Source organism: Mesorhizobium sp. LSHC420B00 (genome assembly GCF_000503055.1).
In the GTDB taxonomy this organism is placed as follows: domain Bacteria; phylum Pseudomonadota; class Alphaproteobacteria; order Rhizobiales; family Rhizobiaceae; genus Mesorhizobium.
Genome location: NZ_AYVY01000001.1, coordinates 565348 through 590268, shown reverse-complemented (window position 1 = coordinate 590268; position 24921 = coordinate 565348). Strand labels below are relative to the sequence as shown.

The window sequence follows — 24921 nt, the reverse complement described above, 5'->3', positions numbered from 1 at the left end:
CGGAACAAAATGCTGCGCATCGAATGCCCCTGCTGCGGCCCGCGCGACCATGACGAGTTCCGCTACGGCGGCGATGCCTCGGTCACGCGTCCGGCCCATGACGATCCCGATCCGGAGGCCTGGTACCGTTACGTCTATATCAGGACAAACCCGGCCGGCCCGCACCGTGAATACTGGCAGCACGTGACCGGTTGCCGGCAATGGCTGGTGGTCGAACGCGACACCCGCAACCATGCCGTCGCATCAGTCGACTTCGCCAGGAAATCAACTCTCAGGAAATCACCGGCATGAGTTCGAACCGCAAACGCCTGCCGGTGGGTGGCCGTATCAGTCGCGAGGTGCCGCTCGATTTCACCTTCGACGGCCGCAAGCTGATTGGATATCGCGGCGACACCCTTGCCTCCGCGCTGCTCGCCAACGGCGTCACTCTCGTCGGGCGCAGCTTCAAATATCATCGCCCGCGCGGCATCTTTTCCGCCGGGCCGGAGGAACCGAATGCGCTGGTTACGCTCGGGATCGCAGGCAGGCGCGAGCCGAACCTGCCGGCGACGACACTGGAACTCGCCAACAGCATGGACGTGGAAAGCCAGAATCGCTGGCCATCGCTGGCCTTCGACGTACAAAGCGTCAACGGGCTGTTGGCGCCGTTTCTGTCCGCCGGCTTCTACTACAAGACCTTCATGGGCCCGACGCGCCGCGCCTGGATGTTCTACGAGCACTTTATCCGCAAGGCGGCCGGTCTGGGCAGAGCCGGCACCGGCCCGGATCCCGACCGCTACGAGGTTCGTCATGCTTTCGCCGATGTCGCAATTGTCGGCGGCGGCCCGGCGGGATTGTCAGCAGCGCGGGCAGCCGCCGCGGCCGGGGCGCGGGTCGCGCTGATCGAGCAGGATTTCCTGCTTGGCGGCCAGCTTCTGGCGGAACCGTCCGACAGCGCAGCGGCCGCATGGTTGAGGCAGGCCGAGGCCGAGTTGAAGGGCTTCGAAACCGTCGTGCTGATGAAGCGGACAACCGCTTTCGGCAGCTATGACGGCAATGTCATCGGGCTGGTCGAACAGCGCGATCCAACCGGTCCGAAGCCGAACGGCGAGGCGCGGCAAACGGTCACCATGCTGCGCGCCCGCTCGATCGTTTTCGCCACTGGCGCCATCGAGCGACCGATGGTGTTCTCGAACAATGACCGGCCCGGCGTCCTGCTTGCCTCAGCCGCCCGGACCTATCTCAACCGTTTCGCTGTCCTGCCGGGCAAGAAAATCATTGTCGCCACCACCAATGACGGTGCCTGGCGCACCGCCTTCGACTATGCCGCAGCCGGCGCGGAGGTGACGGTTGCGGATCTGCGCGCAGTCCCGCCCGCAGCACTTGCCGCGGAAGCCGCACGGCTCGGCGTAATGATACGGGCCGGGACGCGGATCGTCGACCTGCACGGCGGCCATGCCGTCAGGCACGTAACGCTCAACGGGCCGGAGGGCCAGTCCTCGGCCGCCTGCGACCTGGTCTGCGTGTCCGGCGGCTGGTCGCCAACCGTGCATCTCACCTCGCACCTCGGTGTCAAACCTGTCTATCGCGACGATATCGGCGGCTTCGTGCCGGGCGCGTTTCCGGCCGGCCGGCTAGGTGCCGGCGCGATGATTGGGGCCTATGCAACTGCCGATGCCATCGAGGACGGTCATCGCGCCGGCATCGACGCGGCAGCCTCCGGCGGCAAGTCGGCGCCGGTTCCCGCTCCGGCCAAACTCGATCTCGGCGACACCGCCACGACGCTACTTCGCGAAGCGCCTTCCGTCGGACATGGAAAAGCCTTCGTCGATTTTCAGATGGATGTGACGACGAGGGATATCGAACTCGCCCATCGCGAGGGCTATGAATCGGTCGAGCATCTGAAGCGCTACACCACGCTCGGCATGGGTACCGATCAAGGCAAGACCAGCAATTTTCCGGCGCTTGCCGCGATGGCGGCGCTGCGCAACGCAACGATTCCCGAGACCGGCGTCACGACCTTCCGCCCGCCCTATACGCCGGTTGCCATCGGGGCGCTTGCCGGGCGCGCCATCGGCCATCATTTCAAGCCGATCCGCCGCACGCCAATGCACGACTGGCACATGGCCAACGGCGCCGAGATGCTCGAGGTGGGGCTCTGGATGCGGCCCTATTTCTACCGGCAGTCCGGACATGACGTGAATGAAGCCTATGTCGCCGAAATGCGGAATGTACGTCAGGCCGCGGGGCTGATGGACATCTCCACGCTCGGCAAGATCGACGTCCAAGGCCCGGATGCGGCAATCTTCCTCGACCGCGTCTACGCCAACGGCTTTGCCAAGCTGGCGGTCGGCCGCGCCCGCTACGGCGTCATGCTGCGCGACGACGGCATCGTCTTCGACGACGGCACCACGACGCGGCTGGCGGAAAACCGGTTCTTCATGACCACTTCGACCGCCAAGGCCGCCGATGTGCTGTCGCGTCTCGAATTCCTGCTCGACACGGCCTGGCCGGATTTGCGCGTGGCCGTCACTTCGGTCAGCGACGAATGGGCGGCGATGTCGGTTGCCGGGCCTAACAGCCGCGCGATCCTGAATGCAGCGTTTCCCGCTCTCGACGTTTCCGACGCGGCGCTTTCGCATATGGGACTACTCGAAAGCGGATGGGGGGGCCGTGCGCTCCGCATCCTACGTCTCAGTTATTCCGGCGAGCGCGCTTACGAAGTCTATACCGGCGCCACTGCCGGTGAACAGCTCTGGAGCCGTCTGCTCGAAGCCGGCAGACCATTCGACCTGAAGCCTTACGGCGTCGAGGCGCTAGGTGCGCTGCGCGTCGAAAAGAGCCATGTCGCCGGACCTGAAATCGATGGACGCACGACGCTCGACGATCTCGGCCTCGGCCGCATGGCCGGCAAGCGCAGCGGCTTCGTCGGCGACGTCCTGCGACGGCGCCCTGCCCTCCGGGCGCCCAACCGGCAGCGCCTGGTCGGACTGGAATGCATCGAGGACGGAAAACGCCTGCGCGGCGGCGCCATCCTGTTCCTGCCGGATGAGAAACCCTATGGCCATGGGCGCGGTCGCATCACCTCCGTCACTTTCAGCCCCGAGCGCGGCCATTATGTCGGGCTGGCCCTGCTTGCCGGCGATGTCGCGGCAGAAGGAAGCGAGGTCGTGGCGGTCTATCCGATGAAGGCCGAAACAGTTCGCGCCCGCATTGTCTCGCCAGTATTCCTCGATCCACAGGGAGAACGGCTGCATGGCTAGCTTGACCTCTTCTCGGGATTTCAGCCTATCCGTGGCCGATTGTCCGCTTATCCAGATCGAGGGCTGGGACGGGACACTGAGACAATTCGAAAAGAGCGTCTCGGCGTCGCTCGGCACGAAACTTCCCGCTTCGGTCGGAGAGACCGTTCGCCACAAGGGGCTTCTAATCATCCGCATTGCACCTCGCCGCCTCTGGCTGGTTCTCGACGAAGGCACGCAAGCGCCCGCGCTTTCCGTCGACCCCGATCTCGGCTGTTCTGTTCCCCTCGGCGAAGGTCGTGTTCGTTTGAAAATGGCCGGCCCTGACATCGCAAGGCTTCTGTCCGGCTGCATTACCGTCGACTGGCACGCGCCGGCCGCCGCTCCGGGCCGCGCCGTGCAGACATCCTTCCATCATGTCTCCGTGCTCTTCCTGCGCACCGGCGAGGCCGCGTGCGAACTCATCGTGCCGCGAAGTTTTGCCCGCAGCCTCTCGGATTGGATTGCGGATGGCTAGCCAATGGTGGTTTCTCGGGCAAGGATCGGCTTTAGCGGCCGATCCAAGCCGCTATCACGAAACCGTTTACTCTCTTGCTGGCCAGTCTTGCAGAAGCGTAATCCCAAATTTCGGCGCGGCTGCTTTGAGCCGCTCGATATCGGCAGGCGTCGGCGGCCCGACCACCTCTCCCTTGCCGAGTTCATGGCCACCTTCGGCGAGGAACTGCTCGAACACACTTGGCGTGTCTATCAGGATGTAGCGAACGGGCTGGTTGCCGGGATTCACGAGCTGGTGCGGGATGCCGCGCTTCAAAAACATGCTCTCACCGGGCGAGAGCGTTCGGACCTCGCCGGCCACAATTGCGGCCAACTGCCCTTCGATGACGTAGACTGTCTCGTCGTCATTCGCGTGAACATGGATTGGTGTTTTCGTCTGCCCGTCGCTTCGGTTTTCGAAGAGACTCAACAAGCCTCCCGTCTGTTCGCCGGAGACCAGTCGCTTCATGACGATGCCTGCGAGCACGAATTCCTTTGGGTCAACATCTGTCATTGATCCAATCTGCCAGGTACATTCGGAGTAGGCCCGTACCGTGCCGTCAAGCAGACAAACTGCGCAGCGACATCCGGCAAACGTCGAACGGGCTCACGGGTTCCCGGTCGCCGGAGTTCCCTCTTCCCAAGCTCACTTTGGACGAAAAGCCGGCTAACCGGACATGCTGGCCGACACCGACATACGCCAACTCGAGGGCGCCGCAGAGGTCCGTCTAATTGACGGCGAAGCTGCAACGGGCTGCCAGACTCTCGCCAGGGCCAAGCACCGACAGTCCATTCCATTTGTCGATCGAACCACGATTGTGAGCATCGACCGCATGACTGACCGGTTCAAAACAGAAGAAGTCGCTCTCGTCCGATGGCGAATAGACCAGGTAGAAGTTCAAGGGCGACGAAGCTTCAATCCGCAGGCTGCAACTGTGCTCCGGCCACGATATGGTAGCGACGCCGTCCCAGCCGGCAAACAGATTGTTTATCCATCCGCTCGGCAATACGGCCGGGGCGCCGAAATCCCAATCGGGACGGGTTTTGACATCCACAAACCGTTCGGGGAGATGGCTGGGCAGTTCGAGACAAACCTGCGAGGCCGGCGCATGAAGCGCGGTCCGTGCCGTTCTCGGGAACCATGGATGGATACCAAGCCCGAACGGCAGCCTGACCGAGGCCCGATTGACGATGCGAAGCTTCAGCTCGAGCCCTTGTCTGGCTAGCGCGTAGCTCACATCGGCGCGATATCGGTATGGGCCGGGTCCTTTGCTGATAAGGGACAGCTTTGCGTTATCTTGCGCTACGCTGTCGACGTCCCACTCGCTCGAAAATCCATTGCCGTGAACGGGAAATGGCTCGCCTGCAACATTGGCAGGCAGTTCGTGGAATTTGGAGTCGAATGTGAATCCGCCGCCCGAGATGCGATTCGACCACGGCAAAAGCAGGTTGCAGGCAAGGTCGAATGGGTTGCTGCTCCCGCCGTTTGGCCAAGGCCTGAAGATCGGCACGCGCCCATGGTCCAGTCTCGCAAGACCTGCCCCAAGCGACGGGACGATTTCAGCGGACAGGTCTCCGCTTCCGATTTTGATCGTTCGGACCATCAGTTTCAGACGGTATCGGCCTTGGCAGCGGCGATCGGCTGTGGATGGCGGCCTTTGCGAGCCACTGCAAGGAGGTCGTTCGACGCGATCCCGATGAGCGCCTTCATCTGATCGTGAGCGTCGTCGGCCCTGCGCATCCGGATTGCCTCCAGCACGTCGCCATGCGCGCTCAGCGTCTGCTGGTAATTAGCGGTGGCCGATGTGGTCAATCGGAAGGAGAAGCTGAGGGCGGCAGCAAGCATATTGCCGAGATTGGCGAACACCGGGTTGCGGCTGGCACGAAGGATGGCGGTATGAAACCTGACGTCGGCATCGAGACACGCAGCAAGGTCGTCCTGCGGAGCAATGCGCATGGCCTCATAGGCGGCTTCGATGACTGCGAGATCGCCTGACGTCGCCATCTTGGCCGCAAGGTGGGCGGCCGCGGGTTCAATGATCAGCCGCGCCTCGATCAATCCGCGGACGAAATCGAGATCGGGCTCGATATCGCGCATCCATTCCAGAACCTGTGCATCCAGCCTGTTCCATTCGCTCGACACGCGCACACGCGTCCCGGCCCGCTTGCGTGCCTCGATCAATCCTTTCGCCGAAAGCGTCAGAAGAGCATCGCGAAGCGCCGTGCGGCTCGCCCCGTAGATAACGCAAAGTTCAGCTTCCGTCGGCAAGACGGAGTGCTGCGCGTAGGAGCCGGCGAGGATTCGCTGTCCGAGATCGCGTGCGATGCGATCCTTGAGCGATGACGTGGCGCCATCTGCGGCAGGAATGTCCTGCTTGCCTTGGCCAGTCGAAGCGATCGCCGTGTCCATCGTCATGTCCTGTTCAAGTGGTACTCGGCAATTACCACAGCAAGTATCAGCAGCGAGCCCTTGGCAAGCAACTGATAGAAGGTTGGCACGGACGTCAGTATCATTCCGTTGTTGAGGACACCAATGATGGCGACGCCCAGTAGTGCGCCGACGATCGTGCCCTTACCGCCCTGCAAGGCGCAGCCACCCAGAACGGCCGCTGTGATGGCCTCGAGTTCCAGGCCTTGGGATCCGGATACGGGCTGCCCCGAGCCGGTACGGGCAGCCAACAGAATCCCGGCCAATCCGGCCGCCACTCCACTCATGATGTAGATGCCGACACGGTAGCGGTTGATGTTGATGCCGGAGAAGCGTGCAACAACGGGATTGCCGCCCAGGGCATAGATGTTGCGGCCAACGATCGAGCGGGCAAGGAAGAGATGGAACACGATCGCGGTCAGCAAAAGAATCCAGATCAGCAGAGGCAGGCCGAGGATTCGTCCGATCCCAATGAAGCGGAAAGTGTCGCTGAAAATCGCGATCGATTGCCCATCGGATATGATGAACGCGATGCCGCGGAAGATCGCCATCGTACCGAGAGTCGCGATGACAGCGTTGACCCGCCCGTAGGTGATGATGATGCCGTTCACGAGGCCGGCAAGACCACCCAGGACCAGGCCGGCAAGAATGCCCGCTGCCGGCGATCCGGTCGCCTGGATGGCCATTGCCGTCGATACTGTGGTCAGACCGACGATTGCGCCGACGGCAATATCAAGCCCGCCGGCGACGATGACCACGGTCTGGCTCATCGCCAGGACGCCCAGGATGGTAATGCCCAGACCGATGTTCAGCAGGTTTCGGCTCGAGAAGAACACGTCGCCTCTCAGAGTGCCGAAAATGAGCACGAGAATGGCGAGAGCAACCAGGAGGCTTATGTTGTGAATGCCGATGCGCTCTGCCATGCGCAAGGAAGGGCGTCTTTTGCCGGTTTGTGTTGTTGCTGTCCTGAGCTCAAGGCTGTTCACTGAATTTGTCCTCCGAGCGATGCTACAGGTTGCGGCATGGCGTGCTTCAGGATCGTGGCCTCATCGATGTCTGGGCGGGAAAGTTCGGCCGTGATCCGGCCTCCAGCCATGACAAGCACCCTGTCGGCGAGCCCGATCAGTTCGGGCATTTCCGAGGAAATCAGGATTATGCCGATACCGCTTGCGGCGAGTTCATCGATCAGGCGATAGATTTCCGCCTTGGCGCCGATGTCGATGCCGCGGGTCGGCTCGTCGAGGATGAGAAGCATCGGCTGCCGGGCAAGCCAGCGCGCGAGAACGACCTTCTGTTGATTGCCACCCGACAATTTCGAAACCTGTTCGTCGAGGTTGGGCGCCTTGATCGACATCTTTGCTGCAAGCGGTGAGACGATCTCCAGTGCCTTGCGCCGGTTGAAGAAGCCGAAGGTCGACGTCTTGTCGGGCACGCAAAGCGAGGCGTTGTCAAGAATGCTTCGGAACAGCAGCAGGGCCTCGTGCTTGCGGTCTTCGGGGGCGAAGCCGATGCCTGCCACGATCGCTGCATGCGGACTGTTGGGGCCAACGGGCACGCCGCTCATCGTTATGGTTCCGTCGAGGCGCCGATCATAGCCGACAATCGCCTTTGCCAGCTCGGATCGACCCGCACCCATAAGGCCGGCAATGCCGAGCACCTCGCCGCGGCGGACCTTGAGGCTCACATCGGTGACGTGGTCGGTGGTCAAGCCCGCCACCTCCAGCAACGGTAGCCCCGATTGCCACGTCTCGCGCGTAAACAGATCGGCGATGTCACGGCCGACCATGAGTTTGGCTATGGTCTGCTCGCTGGCACCGTCCGCGCGGGAATCGTCGACCAGCCGGCCGTCCCGCAAAACGACAATGCGATCCGCAAGGTCGATGACCTCGTTCAGCCTATGAGAGATGTAGACGATCGAAGTGCCCTCTTCGCGCAGCCGCCGAATTACTGAAAACAGACGGCGCGCTTCGTCGTCGGTCAGCGACGAGGTCGGCTCATCGAATGCGATCAGCTGGCCGCCAGCACGTATGGCGCGCATGATTTCGATCATCTGGCGCTGTGCCGGACCGAGCGTGCTGCAGAGTTGACGCGCCCGCATATCCTGCTGCATGCCGAAGGTCGCAAGCACCTTGTCGGTCTGCTCCTCGAGCCTATGCCAGTCGAGCAGGACGCCTGCCAGCCGTGGCAGTTCGCCGACGAAAATGTTCTCGGCCACGGTCAGGTTCGGAACGATCTCCGGCTCCTGATGGATGACGCGTATTCCGGCTCTGTGGCTGTCGCGCGGTTCGCTGAAAACGATCGGCGTGGAGCCATACAGCACGGTGCCGGTGTCCGGTGCGAACACGCCCTCGAGAATTCGCATCATTGTCGATTTGCCGGCGCCATTCTCGCCAACCAGAGCGAGCACCTCTCCTGGCCGAAAGGCAATCGAGACATTGTCGAGCGCCTGCACGACGCCGAAGCGCTTCGATATCCTGTCGAGCGAGAAGAAATCCGATTGCATCAAAGCTCACTCCCGAGGATCGATCCCGTGTGCCTGCCGACGAACTGCCGGCCCAAAGAGCGTCATGCGCCCTGCGGCATGACGCATATCTGGTTCAGTGGCAGAGCTTGGCTTTGTAGTCCGACGCAAAATTTTCGGCGGTGATGTATTCCGGGTCCGTGAAGGACTGAACGGGAAGCTTCGTTCCGTCCTTGATGGAGGCCAAGAGAATCTTCACCGCCAGCGCGCCATGATTTTCCGAATTGAGCCACATCGTACCACGGAACGCCGAGGGCTTTCCGGATCCGAAAGCGTCACAAGCGCGGCTCCCGTCGATGCCGATCCCCATGCCCTGGTCTGCGGTATAGCCGGCGTTTTCCAGGGCTCGCGCACCACCCAGCACGCCATCATCGTTGCATGAATAGAATATCCAGTTCGTGACGCTGGGATTGGCCGTCAATGTGGTGGTCATCACGTCGATGGCGTTGACCATCGTATTGTCGTAGGGGACGCGAACGATATTGCCCGGCTTGAAATCGGACACCGCCTTCAGGAATGCTTCTTCCGCGCCCTTGTTGCGCTGCATGCAGGTATCCGCTTTGCGGTCCTCGATCGACGCGATGCGCACCTCTTTACCCGCCCAGCCGTCGGCCTTGTAGAGCTTGGCAAGCTCTTCGCCCACCCGCGCACCGATGTTGTAGGCATTCATGCCGACATAGGGGACCTGAGTGCCGTCCTCGTAGTAGATGTCGTCGTCGACCGCCACCAAGGGAATTTTTGCGGCCTTTGCTTTCTCGGCGATGACCGGTCCCAGCGCCTTGTCGGGGACGACAATGGCGATGCCTTTTACGCCATCGCCGACCATCGTATCGAAGGTCGTGATCGTCAAATTGGCGTCGAACTGAACGTCCTGCGACACGAACGCAGCCCCTGCCGCCTCGGCCGCTTTCTTGGCGCCGCCGACTTCGGCGACAAACCATGGATGGTCTCCCATCTTGTTGATGTAGCCGATCTTGATGTCGTCTGCGCTTGCTGCGCCACTCATCAGTCCGGCAGCCAGTACCGCAAATGTCGCCAAAGCCTTTGTTGTGGTTTTCATGAAGATCCTCCCTGAGAGCTCGATGGTCGTTGCTAGTCGTGGTAGAGAACCGAGCGCCCACCATCGATGGTGATCGTCTCGGCATTTATGAACGGCGCTTCGTCCGAAGCGAGGAAAACCGCCGTCATTGCAACCTCGTCCGGCCGGCCAATGCGCTTGGGCGGATGAAGGTCGTAGGCTCGCCGCTTCTCCTCGGCGGGGTTCGGGAATGTGTTCCAGTAGGCTTCCGCGATCGGCGTCTCGATATAGCCGGGGGCGATCGCGTTCACCCGGATACCGCGCGCGGCATATTCGATGGCCAGGGAACGGGTCAGGCCCAAAAGTGCATGCTTGGCGACCGGATACGGGAATGTATGGGGAATGATCTGGAACGCGTGACAGCTCGCTATGTTGACGATAGACCCCGAGCCCTTCGCCAGCATCGTCGGCAAGACTGCCTTGGCGCAGAACCATGCGGCCTGGAGGTCTAGCTTGAGACAGCGGTCCCATTCCTCATCCGGCATCGCCAGTGGTTCGTAGAAGACGTTGGCACCGGCATTGTTGACGAGAACGTCGACGCCGCCATAGCTCGTGATCGTGCGGGCGACCATGTCCGCGACCGCGGATGCGTCCGTGACATCCGTCTCGACGAACGATACGTCGGCGCCTCCGACACGCAGTTCGTCGGCGATCGCTTTGCCGCTTGCCGCATTCAGTTCGGCAATGACGGTCTTTGCCCCATGCATCGCAAAAGCCCGGGCGGTGGCGGCACCGATGCCTTGGCCGGCGCCTGTGACGATTGCGATCTTTCCTTGCAGCCGGCCTGCCATTGCATTCACCAGTCGACCACGGTGCCGTCCGGCATGACGGCGTTGCGGGCATGCAGCACTTCCTGCTTGAAGGGGTGGCGCGCGATAACGTCCTCCTTGACGGTGACGCCAAGGCCCGGCAGTTCGGGCAGATCCCAGCGGCCTGGCTTGCGCCGAATTGGCCAGGTAACGACATCGTCGTACCAGGCGACGGCACCGGACATCTCCTCCTGAATGACAACGTTTGGGGTCGATATGCCGAAATGAAGAGCAGCCACACCGGCGATCGGACCGAGCGGGTTGTGCGGCGCAAGGCCGATGCCTGCGGTTTCCGCCATGGCCGCGATCTTCTTTGTCTCGAGCAGACCGCCAGTGTGGCAAATATCCGGCTGGGCAATGTTGAAGGCGCGGGCTGCGATCGAGTGCGTGAATTCGCGGCGCCCGATCAGCCGTTCGCCGGACGCGATCGGCACGGCCGATCGCGCCGTGATATGCGCCAGTCCGGCAACATCTTCGGGCGGCACGGGCTCTTCCGCGAACATGATGCGGGCCGGCTCGATTGCCTTGAGGTAATCCATCGCCGCGTTAACCGATGCAGGGCGTCCGTGGAAATCAACCATGATGTCGATATCCGGGCCTACCGCCTCGCGAAGTGAGCCAACCATGTTGGCAACAGAATCGACTGCCTTCGCAGGAGACACGTAGTGGGTGTAGGGAATGCAGACGACCTTGACCGCATCGTAGCCTGCTTGCGTCACGATGCGTCCGCGTTCCACGATGGCATCCGCGGATCCGGTCTCATAGACCGCCTTCATGTCCCCGAGGCCGAGATGCGTATAGGTGCGCAGATAGTCGCGGACCCGACCGCCCAAAAGGCGCCAGACGGGGACGCCCAACGACTTGCCCAATATGTCCCAGAGCGCGATCTCGATGCCGCTGACGGCGGACATTCCCTCGACGCCAAGACGCCAAAAGCCGTGCCGCGTAAGTATCTGGTAGCACTGCTCCACATTGCGCGGATCTTGCCCGATGAGCAGGGCCTCAAGGTCCTGAAGCGCCCCAACGACGGCTCGGGTCTTCCATTCCAGCGTTGCCTCACCCCAGCCAAACAGCCCGGGCTCGTCGGTTTCGACGCGAACGAAGACCCAGTTGCGCATTTCCGCATTGCAGACGCGCGCCTTGATGGCCGTGATTTTCATTGGTCCTCCCAGACCTGCCGTCATTTTTCGAGGCAATATGTATGATTTATTACGGATAATATGAACGAGTCAAGCGCAACATCGATGTGGACCAGCGCCTCGCCTCGACGTTCAGCGCAAATGCGCAACCATCATGTCCTCGCCACCCATCCAGCGCAGGCATCAGCAGCTCACTCAGCTTGCCTGATCAGTATTCGCTGACGTCGATGACAGCCTGGGCAAAGGCTTGCGGGGCTTCTTGAGGCAAGTTGTGGCCGATACCGCCGATGATGATCCGGTGCGTGTATCTGCCCGAGAATTTCTTGGCGTAGGAACTGCTGTCGGGATGGGGTGCACCATTGGCATCACCCTCAAGGGTAATGGTCGGCACTGTGATCACGGGAGCTTCGGCCAGCCGGTTTTCCAGAACGTCATATTCCGGCTCGCCATGTGCCAGGCCGAGCCTCCAGCGGTAATTGTGAATGACGATGCTGACGTGATCCGGGTTGTCCAGGGCTGCGGCGCTGCGCTGGAAGGTGTCATCGTCGAAATTCCACTGCGGCGAAGCGAGTTTCCAGATGAGTTTGGCGAAATCGCGCGTGTATTTCTCGTAGCCGGCGCGGCCGCGATCCGTGGCGAAGTAATACTGATACCACCATTGAAGCTCCACCTCCGGTGGCAGCGGCACCACGCCGACCTGCTGATTTCCGATTAGATAGCCGCTCACCGAGACGATCGCCTTGCAACGCTCCGGCCAGAGCGCGGCAACGACATTGGCCGTTCGGGCGCCCCAGTCGCAGCCGGCGATCGTGGCCTTTTCGATCCCCAGCGCATCCATCAGCGCGATCGCATCCGCGGCGAGCGCCGACTGCTGGCCATTGCGCATCGTCTCGTCCGACAAAAATCGCGTAGTGCCGTAGCCGCGCAGGTAGAGCACAATCACGCGGTACCCCTTTGCGGCAAGCAGGCGAGCGACGTCGGTGTAAGTGTGAATGTCATAAGGCCAGCCATGAAGCAGGATCACTGGGGCACCTTCGGCGGGCCCTAGCTCCGCATATCCGACGCTCAGCTTTCCGGCATTGACCTGGCTGAGCGAGCCGAATGATTTCTGCCTGGGTTGCATCGCGGATGCCTTCGCCTCGACCGTCCAAGTGGCTGCCGGTGCGTTCAAGCCGAGTTCGGTGGCGGCGAACGTCATTGCCGTTGCACCAACAATGCGTCGGCGGCGATGATCGACCGTCTCGGGAGCTTTATTCGCATTCATGATGAAGCCTCTATGATGACCAACAAGCGGGAGCGACCAGAACCCGCCGCCGTATCGGCCGACAGGAAATATTGCGCCTATTCCGACGGTGACTGCGACGAATCCAGGATTGTAACCGCTCGGCCAGGAGGCAGTGCGGCGAATTCTGACCGGATGCCGGTAAGGTCCAGCGTTTCCTCGATTTCCCTCCTGAGAAATTCGAGACGTAGGCCGTCCCCGCGCTTGGAAGCGGCTGGATGTAGCATCCGCAGAAACGGCAGCATGAGAATGACTCCTGATCTTTGTTGGGGTGAGAGGATATATTGCGTCTGATCTTATGCTCGGAGCCACCCTCGGCTTTTAGACGAGGCCCTCACGATCCATTGCGATGCGCACGGCCGGTCGCGCAGCCATTCGGGCGCGAAGCGCTTGCAAAGGCGCGGGAACAGGGACGTGGAAGCGGGCCGCCCAAAGCAGCATCACGAAAAGATAAAAATCCGCCACGCTGGGTTTGTCGCCGAACAGATAGTCGGTCTCGAGCCCGTCAGCGACGAACTCGAGTTGGCTCGTAATCGCCGCGCTCGCCTTGGCCTTTTCGGCATCGCTGCTTTGGTGCCACATCGGCTTGAAGCTTCGGTGTATTTCAGTTGAGACGTAGGCCAGCGCTTCGAGAACGCGGGTACGGCCCAACGGCCCCGCCACTCCCAGTGCCGGGTATTGTGACGCAATCCAGTCGAGGACTGCGATATTTTCCGTCAGCGCTTCGCCGCTATCCAGCACGAGGGCTGGAACATAGCCCTTGCGCGTGACGGTGGTGAAATCATCCCCGGAGCTCGTTCGTTTGGTTTTGAGGTTCACGCTTTCGCGCTCGAAGGAAACACCGGCCTCTTCCAATGCGATGTGATCCGCCAGGCTACAGGCGAGAGGGCTGTAGTAGAGTTTCACCGTTTTCCCTTTCTGACCCCGATTGAGTTCCGCAATTGGTCGTCGCCGGGCGAAAACCTGCCCAGCGCCACGCGAGACAACTGCTCCAAAAACTCGCACTTGGCGGGGACGACGACTACGACACCGACAGCTAGGCATGCCTGTGCCGAGGTATGATCGGGCTGAAGTTCGGGATCGCCGTGCGCAATGCCGGACGGTATCTCAGCTCAGTGGCCAACGGTTACCTGGAGGAATTCAGAACCTTCCATGACGGCGTCATCGCCAGCCCGGCCAGTCCTTCGCTCAGGAAATCGTAAACGAAAGTATTGGACGCACGCGCCGTTGGCACGATGGCTCACACCCGGCCACGGCCGGCATATTCCGCGCGGCATGAGCAGACTGGAAGGCGAAAGCTGTGGCCTGCTTTTGCTCGATTGCCACCAACGCGATGACGCAGCTTCCAACATAGGAGTCGCCATCATGGCCGACCTTTCCGAAACCTCCACAGCCGAGCACACATTGCACGTCGAAGCGCCCGACGCGATCGAGGTCGACGTCTCCTCGCTGAGGCCAGGAACGTCGCTGATCGTCGACTGGCACGGCAATCCGGTGGTCGTGCGCAACCGCACTGAGCAAGAGATGAAGGACGGCCAGTCAGTCAGTCTCGCCGAGCTCAAGGATCCAATCGCCCGCAACGCCAACCTGCCGGTCGACGCGCCGGCAACCGACGCTAACCGAACTATGCCGGGCAAGGAAGCCTGGGTGGTGATGGTCCAGGTCTGCACCCATCTCGGCTGCATCCCGCATGGTCAGGAAGGCGACTTCGATGGCTGGTTCTGTCCGTGCCACGGTTCACAATACGACACCGCCGGCCGCATCCGCAAAGGTCCGGCACCCGAGAACATGGCGGTACCGGTGTTCCAGTTCGTTTCCGACACCAAGATCCGCATTGGTTGAGGCAGGGGGCATTTCGATGAGCGGCGACAAACACTCGACCTATACGCCCAAAACCAGAATCGCACGTTGGTTCGATGCCCGCCTGCCGCTGCCGCGGCTGGTGCACGACAGCTTCATCGTCTATCCGGTGCCGCGCAACCTGAACTATGCCTATACGTTCGGCGGCATTCTCACGATCATGCTGGTTTCACAGATCCTGACCGGCATCGTGCTGGCCATGCATTACGCTCCTGATACGGGACTGGCCTTCAATTCAGTCGAGGAGATCATGCGCGACGTGAATTCGGGCTGGTTGCTGCGCTATCTCCATTCCAACGGCGCGTCGTTCTTCTTCATTGCCGTCTACATCCACATCTGCCGCGGGCTCTACTATGGTTCCTACAAGGCGCCGCGTGAGCTGCTGTGGGTGCTCGGTTGCACCAATCTCCTGCTGATGATGGCGACGGCCTTCATGGGCTACGTGCTGCCTTGGGGACAGATGTCGTTCTGGGGCGCTACTGTCATCACCAACTTCTTCACGGCCGTCCCACTGATCGGCGACTGGCTCCAGCAGCTTTTGCTCGGCGGGTTCGCGGTCGACAATCCGACGCTGAACCGCTTCTTTGCGCTGCATTACCTGCTGCCATTTGTGCTTGCGGGCGTGGTGACCTTGCATATCTGGGCGCTTCACGTCGTCGGCCAGAACAATCCGACCGGCATAGAGGTCAAATCGAAAACCGATGTCGTGGACTTCACGCCCTATGCCACCGTCAAAGATGCCTTCGGCATCCTCGTGTTCCTGTTCTTCTTCGCCTATTTCGTCTTCTACCTGCCGAACTATCTCGGCCATCCCGACAACAACACGATCGCCAATCCGCTGAAGACGCCGGCCCACATCGTGCCGGAATGGTATTTCTTGCCGTTTTACGCGATCCTGCGGGCCATCACCTTCAATATCGGGCCGATCGATTCCAAGCTCGGCGGCGTGCTCGCGATGTTCGGCTCGATCGCGGTGCTGTTCCTGGTGCCGTGGCTCGACACCTCGAAGGTGCGCTCGGCGGTCTACCGCCCCTGGTATAGGGTGCTCTTCTGGCTGTTCGTTGCCAATGCCCTCTTTCTCGGCTGGCTCGGCTCCCGACCGGCGGAAGGCGCCTACGTCGTCATGTCCCAACTGGCGACGCTTTACTATTTTGCGTTCTTCGTCATCGCCATTCCGGTGCTCGGGCTGATCGAAAAGCCGCGACGGCTGCCGAATTCGATCACCGAAGCAGTTCTCGAAAAAGACAAGGCCAGCGGCCGAGGCCCGATCGCCGGGCCGGAGGCCAAACATTGAACTGTGAATGGCGGTGATCGTTCATGAACTGGTGGAACTCTCCTCTGGTCTACATCGTGTTGCTCGGCCTCGCCGGGATCGTCGTTTGGACCCTCATCCCCAGACGCTTCGCCAATGCGAAGCTGGTCGTCCAACTCAGCTTTTTCCTCGCGATGTCGGCCATGGTTCTCGACCTGCGCGTCGTGCCATACGAGGCCGCAGGGGACAACGAGACAACCGGAGGAGCGATCCTCATGGGCTCGGTCAAGCTGCTCTGGTGGGTTCACCTTGCCTGGGCGCTAATCGGATTTGTCCGTATCTATCTCGTTTTTGAGCGAAAGCCGCGCGAGGCACGTCTCCTGCAGGACGTCGTGGTCGGTATCGTCTATGCTGGAATGTTCCTGTCGATCCTGGCGTTCGTCTTTGCGGTGCCGGTCGGAACGCTCATTGCCACGTCCGGCGTGTTTGCCGTCATCCTGGGACTGGCGCTCCAGAATACGCTCGGTGACGTATTTTCGGGGATCGCGCTTAACCTCGGCCGCCCTTACGTACTTGGAAACTGGATCATTCTGAGCGACGGAACCGAAGGCCGCGTTGTCGAGACCAACTGGCGGTCGACCCAACTCCTGACCCCGACCCACAATGTCGTCGCGCTTCCGAACAGCCTTCTCGCCAAGATCGGGGTAACAAATCTAAGCGGCCCGGACGAGAGCCATGGACTTGCCGTAACCGTCAAGATGGCGCCAACGAAGACGCCGGCGATCATCGTAGACCTCATGCGCACCGTCTTGCTGAGCTGCAATTCAATCCTCCAGGACCCTTCGCCTTTGGTCACAATCAGAAGCCTGGATGCGGCAGCTATCGAGATCGAGTTGTTTTTTCGCGTCGCAAATCTTGACCAGCGAAGTGCCGCTCGGAACGAAATCTTCGATCTCATTTATCGCCATTCAAAGTCGACCGGCATGCTGCTGGCGGAGCCACTTTCGGCTTCGATTGCCATGACCAACCGGCTGAGCGACGAGAAGGCAGCCTCCCAAAGCTTCACCCCGATCGAACTCATCAGGTCCATACCGGTATTCTCGGCGCTAACGGATACCGAGCAGGAGTCGCTCGCCGCAGCGGCCTCGGTTCGCACCTACCATAAGGGCGAGATCATCGCACGACGGGGAGAGATGCTGCCGTCGCTCATGATCGTACGGACGGGAGTTATCGTCCGGCAAATTGGCGAGGACGATGCTCACCTGCAGGAGATCGGCCGGCTTGCACCCGGCGATTTCTTCGGCGAGACCGGCTTGCTCGCCGGCATTGGCGAGATGTCGAGTTTGCGGGCAATGACCCCCGTCGAGGTTTACGAGATAGACCAGGAAAGCTTTGCGCCGCTGCTGCACGAAAGGCCCGAAATGGCTGAAGATCTTGCGGCGATCCTGTCGAAGAGGGTGTCGGCTCTTAATGAAAGCGGCATCGCCGGACAGAACCACGCGAGCTCCAAATTCGCGCTCCTCAAAGCCATTCAGACAGTCTTTCGCGCCGCTCCGTTCAAGCGCGTTCGAGCACCTGGCTGACAAGGCATGCAGAAGGACAGAGATCCATGACCATCCGCCAAAGCGATATCACAGGCATCGATACAATCATCCAGCCGGCTATCCGTGATTTTGCCGACGGACTGAAGATAAGGCGCGTATTGCCCTCCTCGAATCGCCTGATGATCGGGCCCTTCATCCTGTTCGACCATTTCGGCCCCGCTATATTCGACGCAGGTCACGGTTTCGATATGGGACCGCATCCGCATATCGGCGTTGCGGCCGTGACCTACCTGATCGACGGCGAGATCGTCCACCGCGACAATTTCGGTAAAGTGCAGACCATCCGTCCTGGCGAGGTCAACTGGATGACGGCCGGGTCGGGCATCGTCCATTCCGAGCGCACGCCACCGGAAGTCCGGGCGTCGGGAAGCAATCTCTTCGGCGCTCAGGCTTGGATCGCCCTCCCCTCCCGCTATGAAGAAATTGCCGCCGACGTCGCACATTTTGGCGCTCCCGAAATACCCAGGATCTGTGCCGACGGCGTCGAGCTTACGTTGATCGCCGGCGCGTCCGACGGGTTGGTCTCGCCGGTAAGGACGTTCTCCGACATGGTCTATGCCGAAATTGTGCTCACGAGCGGTGCGCGATACCAGGTGAAACCCGAACACCGTGAGCGTGCAATCTACATCGTCGCCGGTGAGGTTGGAATTGTCGGCCAGTTCGGGACGTTTCATGAGGCCGAATTGATAGCTCTGGCGCCCGGCGCTGAGATTGTGCTCCAGGCGCCTGCCTTCCATGCGGCGAGGCTGATGCTGATAGGAGGCGAGCCCTTTTCCGAGCCACGTCATATCTATTGGAACTTCGTCTCCTCTTCAGCCGAACGGATCGAGCAGGCAAAGGCGGATTGGCGCGAACGCCGCTTCTCCGGCGTGCCGGGAGACCACGAGTTCATGCCTCTGCCAGATCGCAGCGTGTGAGGGATAAGGCAGCGGATGGTGACCTCAGCGCCGCGACAGCTTTACGCCGGTGGCGTAGGCAGACCACTACGATATCAAGTAGAGATCGTTCATCGTTTCCTCGTCGAGCAAACCGTCGAACCAGACGTCGAAGATTGTCTCGAGCAGGAACTCGTCGTTGCTTGCTTCGGAAAACAGCGTGAGGGACGCGTGCAACTTCTTCGCATCAACCTCACCGAAGACAGCGCGAGCGCTTAGGCCGGAGAGCCGCTGCAGGGTGCCAACACATTCCCGATAACGGCCTCCTAGGATCGGAAATGAGAGATAAGCGCTGGCTTCGTCGAGCGATGTGATTGAATATGGCTCAGGCGCAGTACCGCTTCGCCTGGTGGCCAACCTTGGGAAGATGAACTCCATATAGGGAGTGCACATCATTCCTTGACGGAGAATAGCCAGCGCGTCGTCGTAGACCGGATCCTGTGCGCTGACGAACCTCTGCAAATCATACTCGTCGTGCATTAGGATAGATCCCTGGGAAACCCTCAACATTCGTGCCCTGACTAGCCGTCGAGGACATCTGCATAGTCCGGGTGCTTGGCGAAAAAGCGGCTCATGAAGGGACATTTCAAGATCGCTTTACGGCCGGTTTTGCGGAGCAGCTCGAAGGTGCCCTGCGCCAATCGCGACGCGATCCCTTGTCCGGAAAATTCCGACGGGACTTCGGTGTGTATCAGCGCGACCTTCCCGCCCTCGAGCCGATAGTAGGCCGCCGCAAACATATCGCCGGCGATCGGCAGCTCGAAACGGTCCTGTTCGACGTTTTCAACGACTTGTGCATCCATCTTTATCTCTCGATTGTATGTCACGTTTGTCACCGGAGGGAGATTGGCCGGCCGCTATCGCACCGCAGGCAACCGCAGAGTGACGGTCGTGCCTGCCCCAAGTGTGCTCTGAATATCGATGCTTCCGCCTGACTGCTCGGCAAAGCGCTTCACCATCGGCAAACCGACGCCGCCGAGGCCTTCGCTTTTGGTGGTGAAGAACGGATCGAAGGCGCAGACCATCGTCTCGCTGGTCATCCCGATACCGCTGTCCGCGACACGGATATCTACCTGACCGGCGGTAGAGCTTTCAGAGGCCAAGCCGGCATCGATCGAGATGAAGCCGCCGTCAGGCATTGCATCGCGCGCGTTGAACAGAAGATTCAGAACCGCATTTTGCAATCCAAGGCGATCGCATCTCACCAAAGGCAGGTCCGATCCAACCCGAAGCTCAAGACCGAAATTGGCATCCAAGGCGCTCCGCACGAGGGTTTCGATCTCAGCCAGGCAAGCACCTACGTTTGTGTATTCGATTTCCGCGGGGCTCTCTCGGGCCAGGCTGATGGTTTGCCGGACAAGGCCACCAGCCCGTTCCAAAGCCGTTTTGGCGCCGGCAACTACAGGCCCAAGCGCCGGAGCCGCTTGGATGCTCGGATCGCGGGCCAGGTGGTTCAACGCCGACGAGGCGACCTGAATGAGATTGCCCAGGTCATGGACGATGCCGGCCGTCGACATTTGCACGGACATACCACTTCCAGGACCATCGGATGGGCTGTCGAAGACATCTTCTTTTATGTCCGGACGAAACATTTCATTACCCCGTTGGCTCAGCCGACACCTATTTGCTTCAATACACTATAATTTATGGTATTTATTATCCATTGTATCTAAGAAGACTCCGATATATACTTCTATATATCCAAACGCGAGACCATGATCTATTGATAGCCGACCCCGCTGATGTAGTTGGCAAGCAGCCGTTCCTGCAGTTCCTCTTGTTTGAAGAGCGCCTTCATCGCATCACGGATATCGAGGACGCCTAGCGGTTTCGAGTCAGCCCCGAGCACCGGCACATTCTGCAGGCCTTGCGCGGCCATGGTCTGCCAGACTGAATGAAGATCATCATCGGGACCACAGGACACGATGGACCGGCTCATCAATGCCGCAATCGGCGCTTCTGTTGGCCCTGAATTCGCTAGATGGCGGACAAGGTCGGACTTGCTCAGCACGCCTGCCGCCTCCCCACTGCCGTGGCACACCACGACCAGGCCTATTGCGGGCCTGGAAAGCGAGAGTGCTGCACTGCGGAGTGGAGCGTCGACGTCGATCACCATGAGACGGGCCGATATTACTGGATGCAGACTGTCAATGCGCATGACGCCCTCCTGAGAGCGCCTCGCGGCCGCGGCCGGGAGGCTGGGATCGGTTCCAGGGTTTGGTCGCCGAGGTCGGCGCCTTTGCCTGGCCGGTCAGAATGGCGCGAAAACAAGCGCCATTCTGACCCATTCCAAAGATTAGCTTAGCGCTGCTTTGCTCGGGCCAAACTTCGCATCCCCCGAGCCCGGGACCGGTTTGAAGCCGATGTTCAGACGGTTCCAAGAATTGACCGCCATGACGACGAAGGTCAGATCGGAGATTTCCTTCTCGGAAAGCTGCGACCTGACCCGATCATAGACCTCGTCCGGGACACCCTGCTCGGGCAGCTTGGTCAAGACTTCCGTCCATGCCAAGGCTGCACGCTCGCGAGGAACGAACAGGGTCGAATCCCGCCAGGCTGCCAGGTGGTAAAGGCGCAGTTCGCGCTCGCCATGAATCTTCGCCTGTTTGACGTGCATATCAAGGCAGAAGGTGCACCCGTTCAGTTGCGCGGCTCGGACGGCAACAAGGTCGCGGATCGGTTCTTCGATCGACCCCTCTCGCGTCGCACCAAGAAATTCAATAAATTTCTTCAGAAGTTCCGGCGACTGCTCCGCATAACTCGCGCGTTGGGCGACGGCTTTTCCTTTCGGAGCGACCGGTGACGCTGCAATATTCATTACTTATCTCCTTGAGGTGTTTGCAATCCATTGCAGCGTAAGGATGACCGGTGAGCCAAACTGTTGCTATCGTGCCGATGATATGTATTGCCATTCGATCGGTTTGGGGCGCCTAAACCGAAGTATAGGAAGCGGTGGAAATTGGCACCCTGAACGCTGCCCTCGGCAATTCGCTTTGCCGCAGGCATGCGACAGGTGCGCGGCGTTTGGGTCACTTGAAGGGCGAGGCTGAACCGACCGGTGTCGATAGAACCTGGATCGAAACTGCGCTCACTCTTCGAAGGGAGCGTTCATCACAAGATCAACTGCCGAAGTCGCCTTGTAGCCGGAAACAAAGCGCTCGCCGAAGTCCCGGGCAAAGTTGTCGTAGGTGGTTTCCGGCCTGACCTCGGCGATATGGCAAAAGCATCGGGCCATCCGTCGCTTCATTTGGAGGCGTGGAAACTCACCGATGATCTTTGCAATCTCGGCTGACGAAACGAGGCTGTATTGCAAGCCGACGACATCGAGGCAGATGCCAGCTGTGCAAAGCGCCACCTCAGCCTCCTTGTAGAGGCCGATCGACGGCGTCGAGTTGAGGGCGATGCTGTCCCAGATCAATTGGGCGCGCCGCTCGTCGAAGCCGCCTTCCCGAACGAAGGTGCGGGCAAGATCGGCGCCTTCCACTTCGAAACGGCGCGGCCCGGCGAAGTCCTCATTGAGCGTGACGTCATGCAACAGGGTTGCAACGGCAACAACCTCCGCGTCGTGCTGGATATTCTGAATCTGTCCGATCCGGGCCGCGAAAAGCCAGGATCGGACTACGTGGTTGAACAAGTAAGGTTCACATCGCTGGCGGGCATGTTCGATCGCCCGGCCAACAAGCGGTGTATCGGGGACCGAAATCCCCGCAAGTGTGCGGCTGGCGATCGAATTCATGTCACTGACCGTCCCTTCGCATACGCCCCGATGGTCCGGGGGGCCACGATTTCATTTCGCGTTCGTCGTCAGTTCCTTTTCGCTGGTGTCGACGACGAAAATAGCAAGCAGACGAGCGCCTTCCGTGTTGCTGGCGTTTTCGCTGACGGCATGACGGTCGCCCGGGAATTCCGAGAAACTCTCGCCGGCGCGATAAGTCTTCACCGGCCCATCGTTGACCTGGCTTCGGATCGTCCCCTCCAGGACCGTGGCATAGATGAACGCGGATTTGGGATGGGTATGGGCCGGCGACGTACCCCCCGGCGCGTACTCGACGAGCACGGCTTTCATGCTCTTGCCAGGCACGTTTGGAAGGGCCTGGTCGTAGACAAGCTTCACGCTGGCGGCGTCTTTGGCCATTGCTGCGGTGACGGAAGCGGCGGTGAGCGCGGCGCAGAGAAGTGTTTTGATCATGTCTGGTCTCCTTGTTGTAATGCGAATGGTGGGCCTATCCGATGATTGCTTACTTCGGTGGTGTGTATCGGCTGAGCCAATCATCGAAACGCACGGCGCCGATGCGCGCATTCTCGCCGGGCACCAGCGTTCGATCGTCGATTGCCACCTGGCCGTAGTAGAGCGCGCCGGGATCCGGGACGACTTTGCGCGGGTCGTTGGTGGCCTTCAGGAAGCGCTCGACAAGTTCGCTCATGCGAACGCGCTCCGGGCCGGCAATTTCGATCATGCCGTTCAACGGCGCGGCAAGCGCGACGTCCGCCATCGCATCGGCAACATTATCAGCCGCCATGGGTTGGAAGTAGGCCGGTGACATATGAATGGTATCTCCGACAGCGCCCGTGTTTGCGATGGCGGCGGTGAATTCGAAGAACTGCGTGGCGTGAACGATCGTGTAGGGAATTCCGGACTCCCTGATCAGCTTTTCCTGAAGCAACTTGCCGCGGAAATAGCCCATGCCCTGCAGCCGGTCGGTACCGACGACCGACAGCGCCACGTGATGACGGACACCGGCAGCCGTTTCGGCGGCAAAGAGATTACGCCCGGATGCCTCGAAGAACTCCAGGGCAACCTTTTCCTCGAACGACGGCGAGTTCGCGAGGTCGACGACGACCTGCGCACCGGAAAGCGCGGCGGCCAGACCCTCTCCCGTAACGGTGTTGACGCCCGAATTCGGCGACGCCGCAAGCACGTCGTGTCCTTTGTTTCGCAGTCTCTCCACGGTCTTTGAACCGATCAGCCCGGTTCCGCCTATGACGACGATCTTCATGTCTAGTCTCCTGGTGTTGCGTGTCTATTTTCGTTGCTCGATCGGATGCTGGGCGTTTCCGGCCTGCTACTGACTGACCGATGCAGCAGCATCCTCGATGAGTGACGTGACCTCGTCGGGATGCGAGACCATGAGCGCGTGGGACGCGCCCTCGATGACGACGGTCTTTACCGCGTGCGCACGCTTGGCCATGAAACTCATGACGGCTGCCGGGATGTTCCGGTCATCTGAGCCGTAGATCATGTAGGACGGCAGCGTCTTCCATGAGGCGACGCCCGAGGCTTCAGCCAGAGCTGCCTGCGCAACAGGGCGTTGAGTGGCAGCCATCAGCAAGGTCTGCTCTTCCGGAACGTCGGCGGCGAACTGGGCGCGGAACTTGGCCGGCTGGATGAAGAGGTCTTGTCCGCCGTCCGGCAACGCGACTGGAGCAAGCGCGCTACCCAAGGTGCTGCCGGGAAACATGCTGGACAATGTAAGGCTCGATTCGCCGGTATCCGGCGCGAATCCCGCCACGTAGACCAAGGCCTTCACATTGGGATTGCCATTGGCGGCCTCGGTGATGACAGGCCCGCCGTAGGAATGCCCCACCAGCACGACCGGCCCGGAAACCGACCGGACGATGGCTGAGACTGCTTTCGCATCGCTGGCAACGCTGCGGAGCGGATTGGCTGCGGCTATCGCTACATAACCGTCTTTGCTGAGTTTCGTGATGACTGCGTCCCAACTCGACGATTCCGCGAAGGCGCCGTGCACCAGTACGATCGTCGGCTTGGGCTGAGAATTCGCGGCCTGCGCCATCCCGCCGCCCGACGCGGCAAGCGCCGCAGTGAGCGCCAGGACTCGAGTTATGTTTCGCATTTGCTTTCTCCCGTGTGGCCTGTGGTGACCAATGCTCAGGAGAATGCGCCGACGTGGCCCGCCAGCCTATTGTGCGGAAGGGTCTGTCATACAATGCCAAGGTGCAGGGTAGGTCACCAGGGAGATCAGGTGCCCCGGAGCACGATTGAGGTATCTATGCCGGGTGTGCATTGTCGGCAGGCGCCGGAATAGACACTGAGGCGCGCGGCCAGAGAGCTGTCGATCCGTTGAGCATTGGTGAGCCGGCCGGATCGACACGGCGGCAAAGCCTTCTCTCGTCAACGACATAGTCCCTGGCCTTCGGCCTGCATCGCCCAATGCCTTCGTATGGGTCAAACAGCTGGACCGTCTGATCGTGTCGCTGCGTCACGGCATTTATATTTGCGTGGGTGAATACCATCCA

26 protein-coding genes are annotated in these 24921 nt (G+C 60.6%); 7 read left to right on the top strand and 19 right to left on the bottom strand.

The window, feature by feature from the left end:
* Window positions 1-9 precede the first annotated feature (9 nt).
* The 3 genes from X760_RS43540 to X760_RS43530 are packed head-to-tail and all read left to right on the top strand — an operon-like array spanning window position 10 to window position 3738.
* Complete coding sequence (locus X760_RS43540; RefSeq protein ID WP_023717017.1) at window positions 10-291, top strand: sarcosine oxidase subunit delta; 282 nt, start codon at window positions 10-12, stop codon at window positions 289-291.
* A complete protein-coding gene (locus X760_RS43535) occupies window positions 288-3242 on the top strand; it encodes a sarcosine oxidase subunit alpha family protein (protein ID WP_023717016.1) in 2955 nt (984 codons plus the stop codon). The genes X760_RS43540 and X760_RS43535 overlap by 4 nt, the downstream gene beginning before the upstream one ends.
* Window positions 3235-3738: a sarcosine oxidase subunit gamma family protein gene (locus X760_RS43530; protein ID WP_023717015.1), complete on the top strand. Its 504-nt coding sequence runs from the start codon at window positions 3235-3237 to the stop codon at window positions 3736-3738. Before X760_RS43535 ends, X760_RS43530 begins: the two co-directional genes overlap by 8 nt.
* 66 nt (window positions 3739-3804) lie before the next feature.
* Here X760_RS43530 and X760_RS43525 read toward each other — a convergent pair whose 3' ends face one another.
* From X760_RS43525 to X760_RS43480, 10 genes are all read right to left on the bottom strand, one after another.
* Window positions 3805-4224 carry a cupin domain-containing protein gene (locus X760_RS43525; protein ID WP_245278498.1) on the bottom strand — a complete coding sequence of 140 codons (420 nt, stop codon included), beginning with the start codon at window positions 4222-4224 and terminating at the stop codon, window positions 3805-3807.
* A 259-nt stretch (window positions 4225-4483) separates the two neighbouring features.
* Complete coding sequence (locus X760_RS43520) at window positions 4484-5359, bottom strand: aldose 1-epimerase (protein WP_023717013.1); 876 nt, start codon at window positions 5357-5359, stop codon at window positions 4484-4486.
* 5 nt (window positions 5360-5364) lie between these two features.
* Window positions 5365-6165, bottom strand: coding sequence for a FadR/GntR family transcriptional regulator (locus X760_RS43515; RefSeq protein ID WP_245278497.1), 801 nt, complete (start codon window positions 6163-6165; stop codon window positions 5365-5367).
* 2 nt (window positions 6166-6167) lie between these two features.
* On the bottom strand, window positions 6168-7106 hold the full coding sequence (locus X760_RS43510) for an ABC transporter permease (protein ID WP_245278496.1): 939 nt from the start codon (window positions 7104-7106) through the stop codon (window positions 6168-6170).
* Between the two features lie 59 nt (window positions 7107-7165).
* Window positions 7166-8686 (bottom strand): sugar ABC transporter ATP-binding protein, encoded by a 1521-nt coding sequence (locus X760_RS43505; RefSeq protein ID WP_023717010.1) that lies wholly within the window; start codon window positions 8684-8686, stop codon window positions 7166-7168.
* Window positions 8687-8780: 94 nt separating this feature from the next.
* Window positions 8781-9764 carry a substrate-binding domain-containing protein gene (locus X760_RS43500; protein ID WP_023717009.1) on the bottom strand — a complete coding sequence of 328 codons (984 nt, stop codon included), beginning with the start codon at window positions 9762-9764 and terminating at the stop codon, window positions 8781-8783.
* Between the two features lie 32 nt (window positions 9765-9796).
* Window positions 9797-10573, bottom strand: a complete 777-nt coding sequence (locus X760_RS43495; RefSeq protein WP_023717008.1) for an SDR family oxidoreductase — start codon at window positions 10571-10573, stop codon at window positions 9797-9799.
* Between the two features lie 5 nt (window positions 10574-10578).
* On the bottom strand, window positions 10579-11751 hold the full coding sequence (gene dgoD, locus X760_RS43490; RefSeq protein ID WP_023717007.1) for a galactonate dehydratase: 1173 nt from the start codon (window positions 11749-11751) through the stop codon (window positions 10579-10581).
* 187 nt (window positions 11752-11938) lie between these two features.
* On the bottom strand, window positions 11939-12994 hold the full coding sequence (locus X760_RS43485) for an alpha/beta hydrolase (RefSeq protein ID WP_023717006.1): 1056 nt from the start codon (window positions 12992-12994) through the stop codon (window positions 11939-11941).
* 339 nt (window positions 12995-13333) lie between these two features.
* The gene (locus X760_RS43480) at window positions 13334-13918 is read right to left on the bottom strand and encodes a glutathione binding-like protein (RefSeq protein ID WP_023717005.1); all 585 of its coding nucleotides are present in this window, start codon (window positions 13916-13918) and stop codon (window positions 13334-13336) included.
* 459 nt (window positions 13919-14377) lie between these two features.
* On the opposite strand from X760_RS43480, the gene petA reads away from it, so the two are divergent.
* The 4 genes from petA to X760_RS43460 are packed head-to-tail and all read left to right on the top strand — an operon-like array spanning window position 14378 to window position 18645.
* Window positions 14378-14854: a ubiquinol-cytochrome c reductase iron-sulfur subunit gene (petA, locus tag X760_RS43475; RefSeq protein WP_031193388.1), complete on the top strand. Its 477-nt coding sequence runs from the start codon at window positions 14378-14380 to the stop codon at window positions 14852-14854.
* 16 nt (window positions 14855-14870) lie between these two features.
* Window positions 14871-16166, top strand: a complete 1296-nt coding sequence (locus tag X760_RS43470; RefSeq protein WP_023717002.1) for a cytochrome b N-terminal domain-containing protein — start codon at window positions 14871-14873, stop codon at window positions 16164-16166.
* Between the two features lie 23 nt (window positions 16167-16189).
* Window positions 16190-17707 (top strand): mechanosensitive ion channel family protein, encoded by a 1518-nt coding sequence (locus X760_RS43465; RefSeq protein WP_023717001.1) that lies wholly within the window; start codon window positions 16190-16192, stop codon window positions 17705-17707.
* Between the two features lie 26 nt (window positions 17708-17733).
* A complete protein-coding gene (locus X760_RS43460) occupies window positions 17734-18645 on the top strand; it encodes a pirin family protein (protein ID WP_023717000.1) in 912 nt (303 codons plus the stop codon).
* Between the two features lie 66 nt (window positions 18646-18711).
* Here the strand turns inward: X760_RS43460 and X760_RS43455 are convergent, their stop codons facing one another.
* From X760_RS43455 to X760_RS43415, 9 genes are all read right to left on the bottom strand, one after another.
* Entirely contained in the window at window positions 18712-19143 is a 432-nt protein-coding gene (locus X760_RS43455; protein ID WP_023716999.1) for a DUF1810 family protein, read from the bottom strand.
* Window positions 19144-19184: 41 nt separating this feature from the next.
* Complete coding sequence (locus X760_RS43450; RefSeq protein ID WP_023716998.1) at window positions 19185-19466, bottom strand: GNAT family N-acetyltransferase; 282 nt, start codon at window positions 19464-19466, stop codon at window positions 19185-19187.
* Between the two features lie 54 nt (window positions 19467-19520).
* On the bottom strand, window positions 19521-20255 hold the full coding sequence (locus X760_RS43445) for an ATP-binding protein (protein WP_023716997.1): 735 nt from the start codon (window positions 20253-20255) through the stop codon (window positions 19521-19523).
* A 128-nt stretch (window positions 20256-20383) separates the two neighbouring features.
* Window positions 20384-20821 carry a CBS domain-containing protein gene (locus X760_RS43440; protein ID WP_023716996.1) on the bottom strand — a complete coding sequence of 146 codons (438 nt, stop codon included), beginning with the start codon at window positions 20819-20821 and terminating at the stop codon, window positions 20384-20386.
* Window positions 20822-20959: 138 nt separating this feature from the next.
* Entirely contained in the window at window positions 20960-21481 is a 522-nt protein-coding gene (locus X760_RS43435) for a carboxymuconolactone decarboxylase family protein (RefSeq protein WP_023716995.1), read from the bottom strand.
* Between the two features lie 270 nt (window positions 21482-21751).
* Window positions 21752-22399, bottom strand: coding sequence for a hypothetical protein (locus tag X760_RS43430; protein ID WP_023716994.1), 648 nt, complete (start codon window positions 22397-22399; stop codon window positions 21752-21754).
* 51 nt (window positions 22400-22450) lie between these two features.
* Window positions 22451-22852, bottom strand: a complete 402-nt coding sequence (locus tag X760_RS43425) for a cupin domain-containing protein (RefSeq protein WP_023716993.1) — start codon at window positions 22850-22852, stop codon at window positions 22451-22453.
* Between the two features lie 49 nt (window positions 22853-22901).
* Entirely contained in the window at window positions 22902-23660 is a 759-nt protein-coding gene (locus X760_RS43420) for an SDR family oxidoreductase (protein WP_023716992.1), read from the bottom strand.
* Window positions 23661-23726: 66 nt separating this feature from the next.
* Window positions 23727-24518, bottom strand: a complete 792-nt coding sequence (locus X760_RS43415; protein ID WP_023716991.1) for an alpha/beta hydrolase — start codon at window positions 24516-24518, stop codon at window positions 23727-23729.
* Window positions 24519-24921 lie beyond the last annotated feature (403 nt).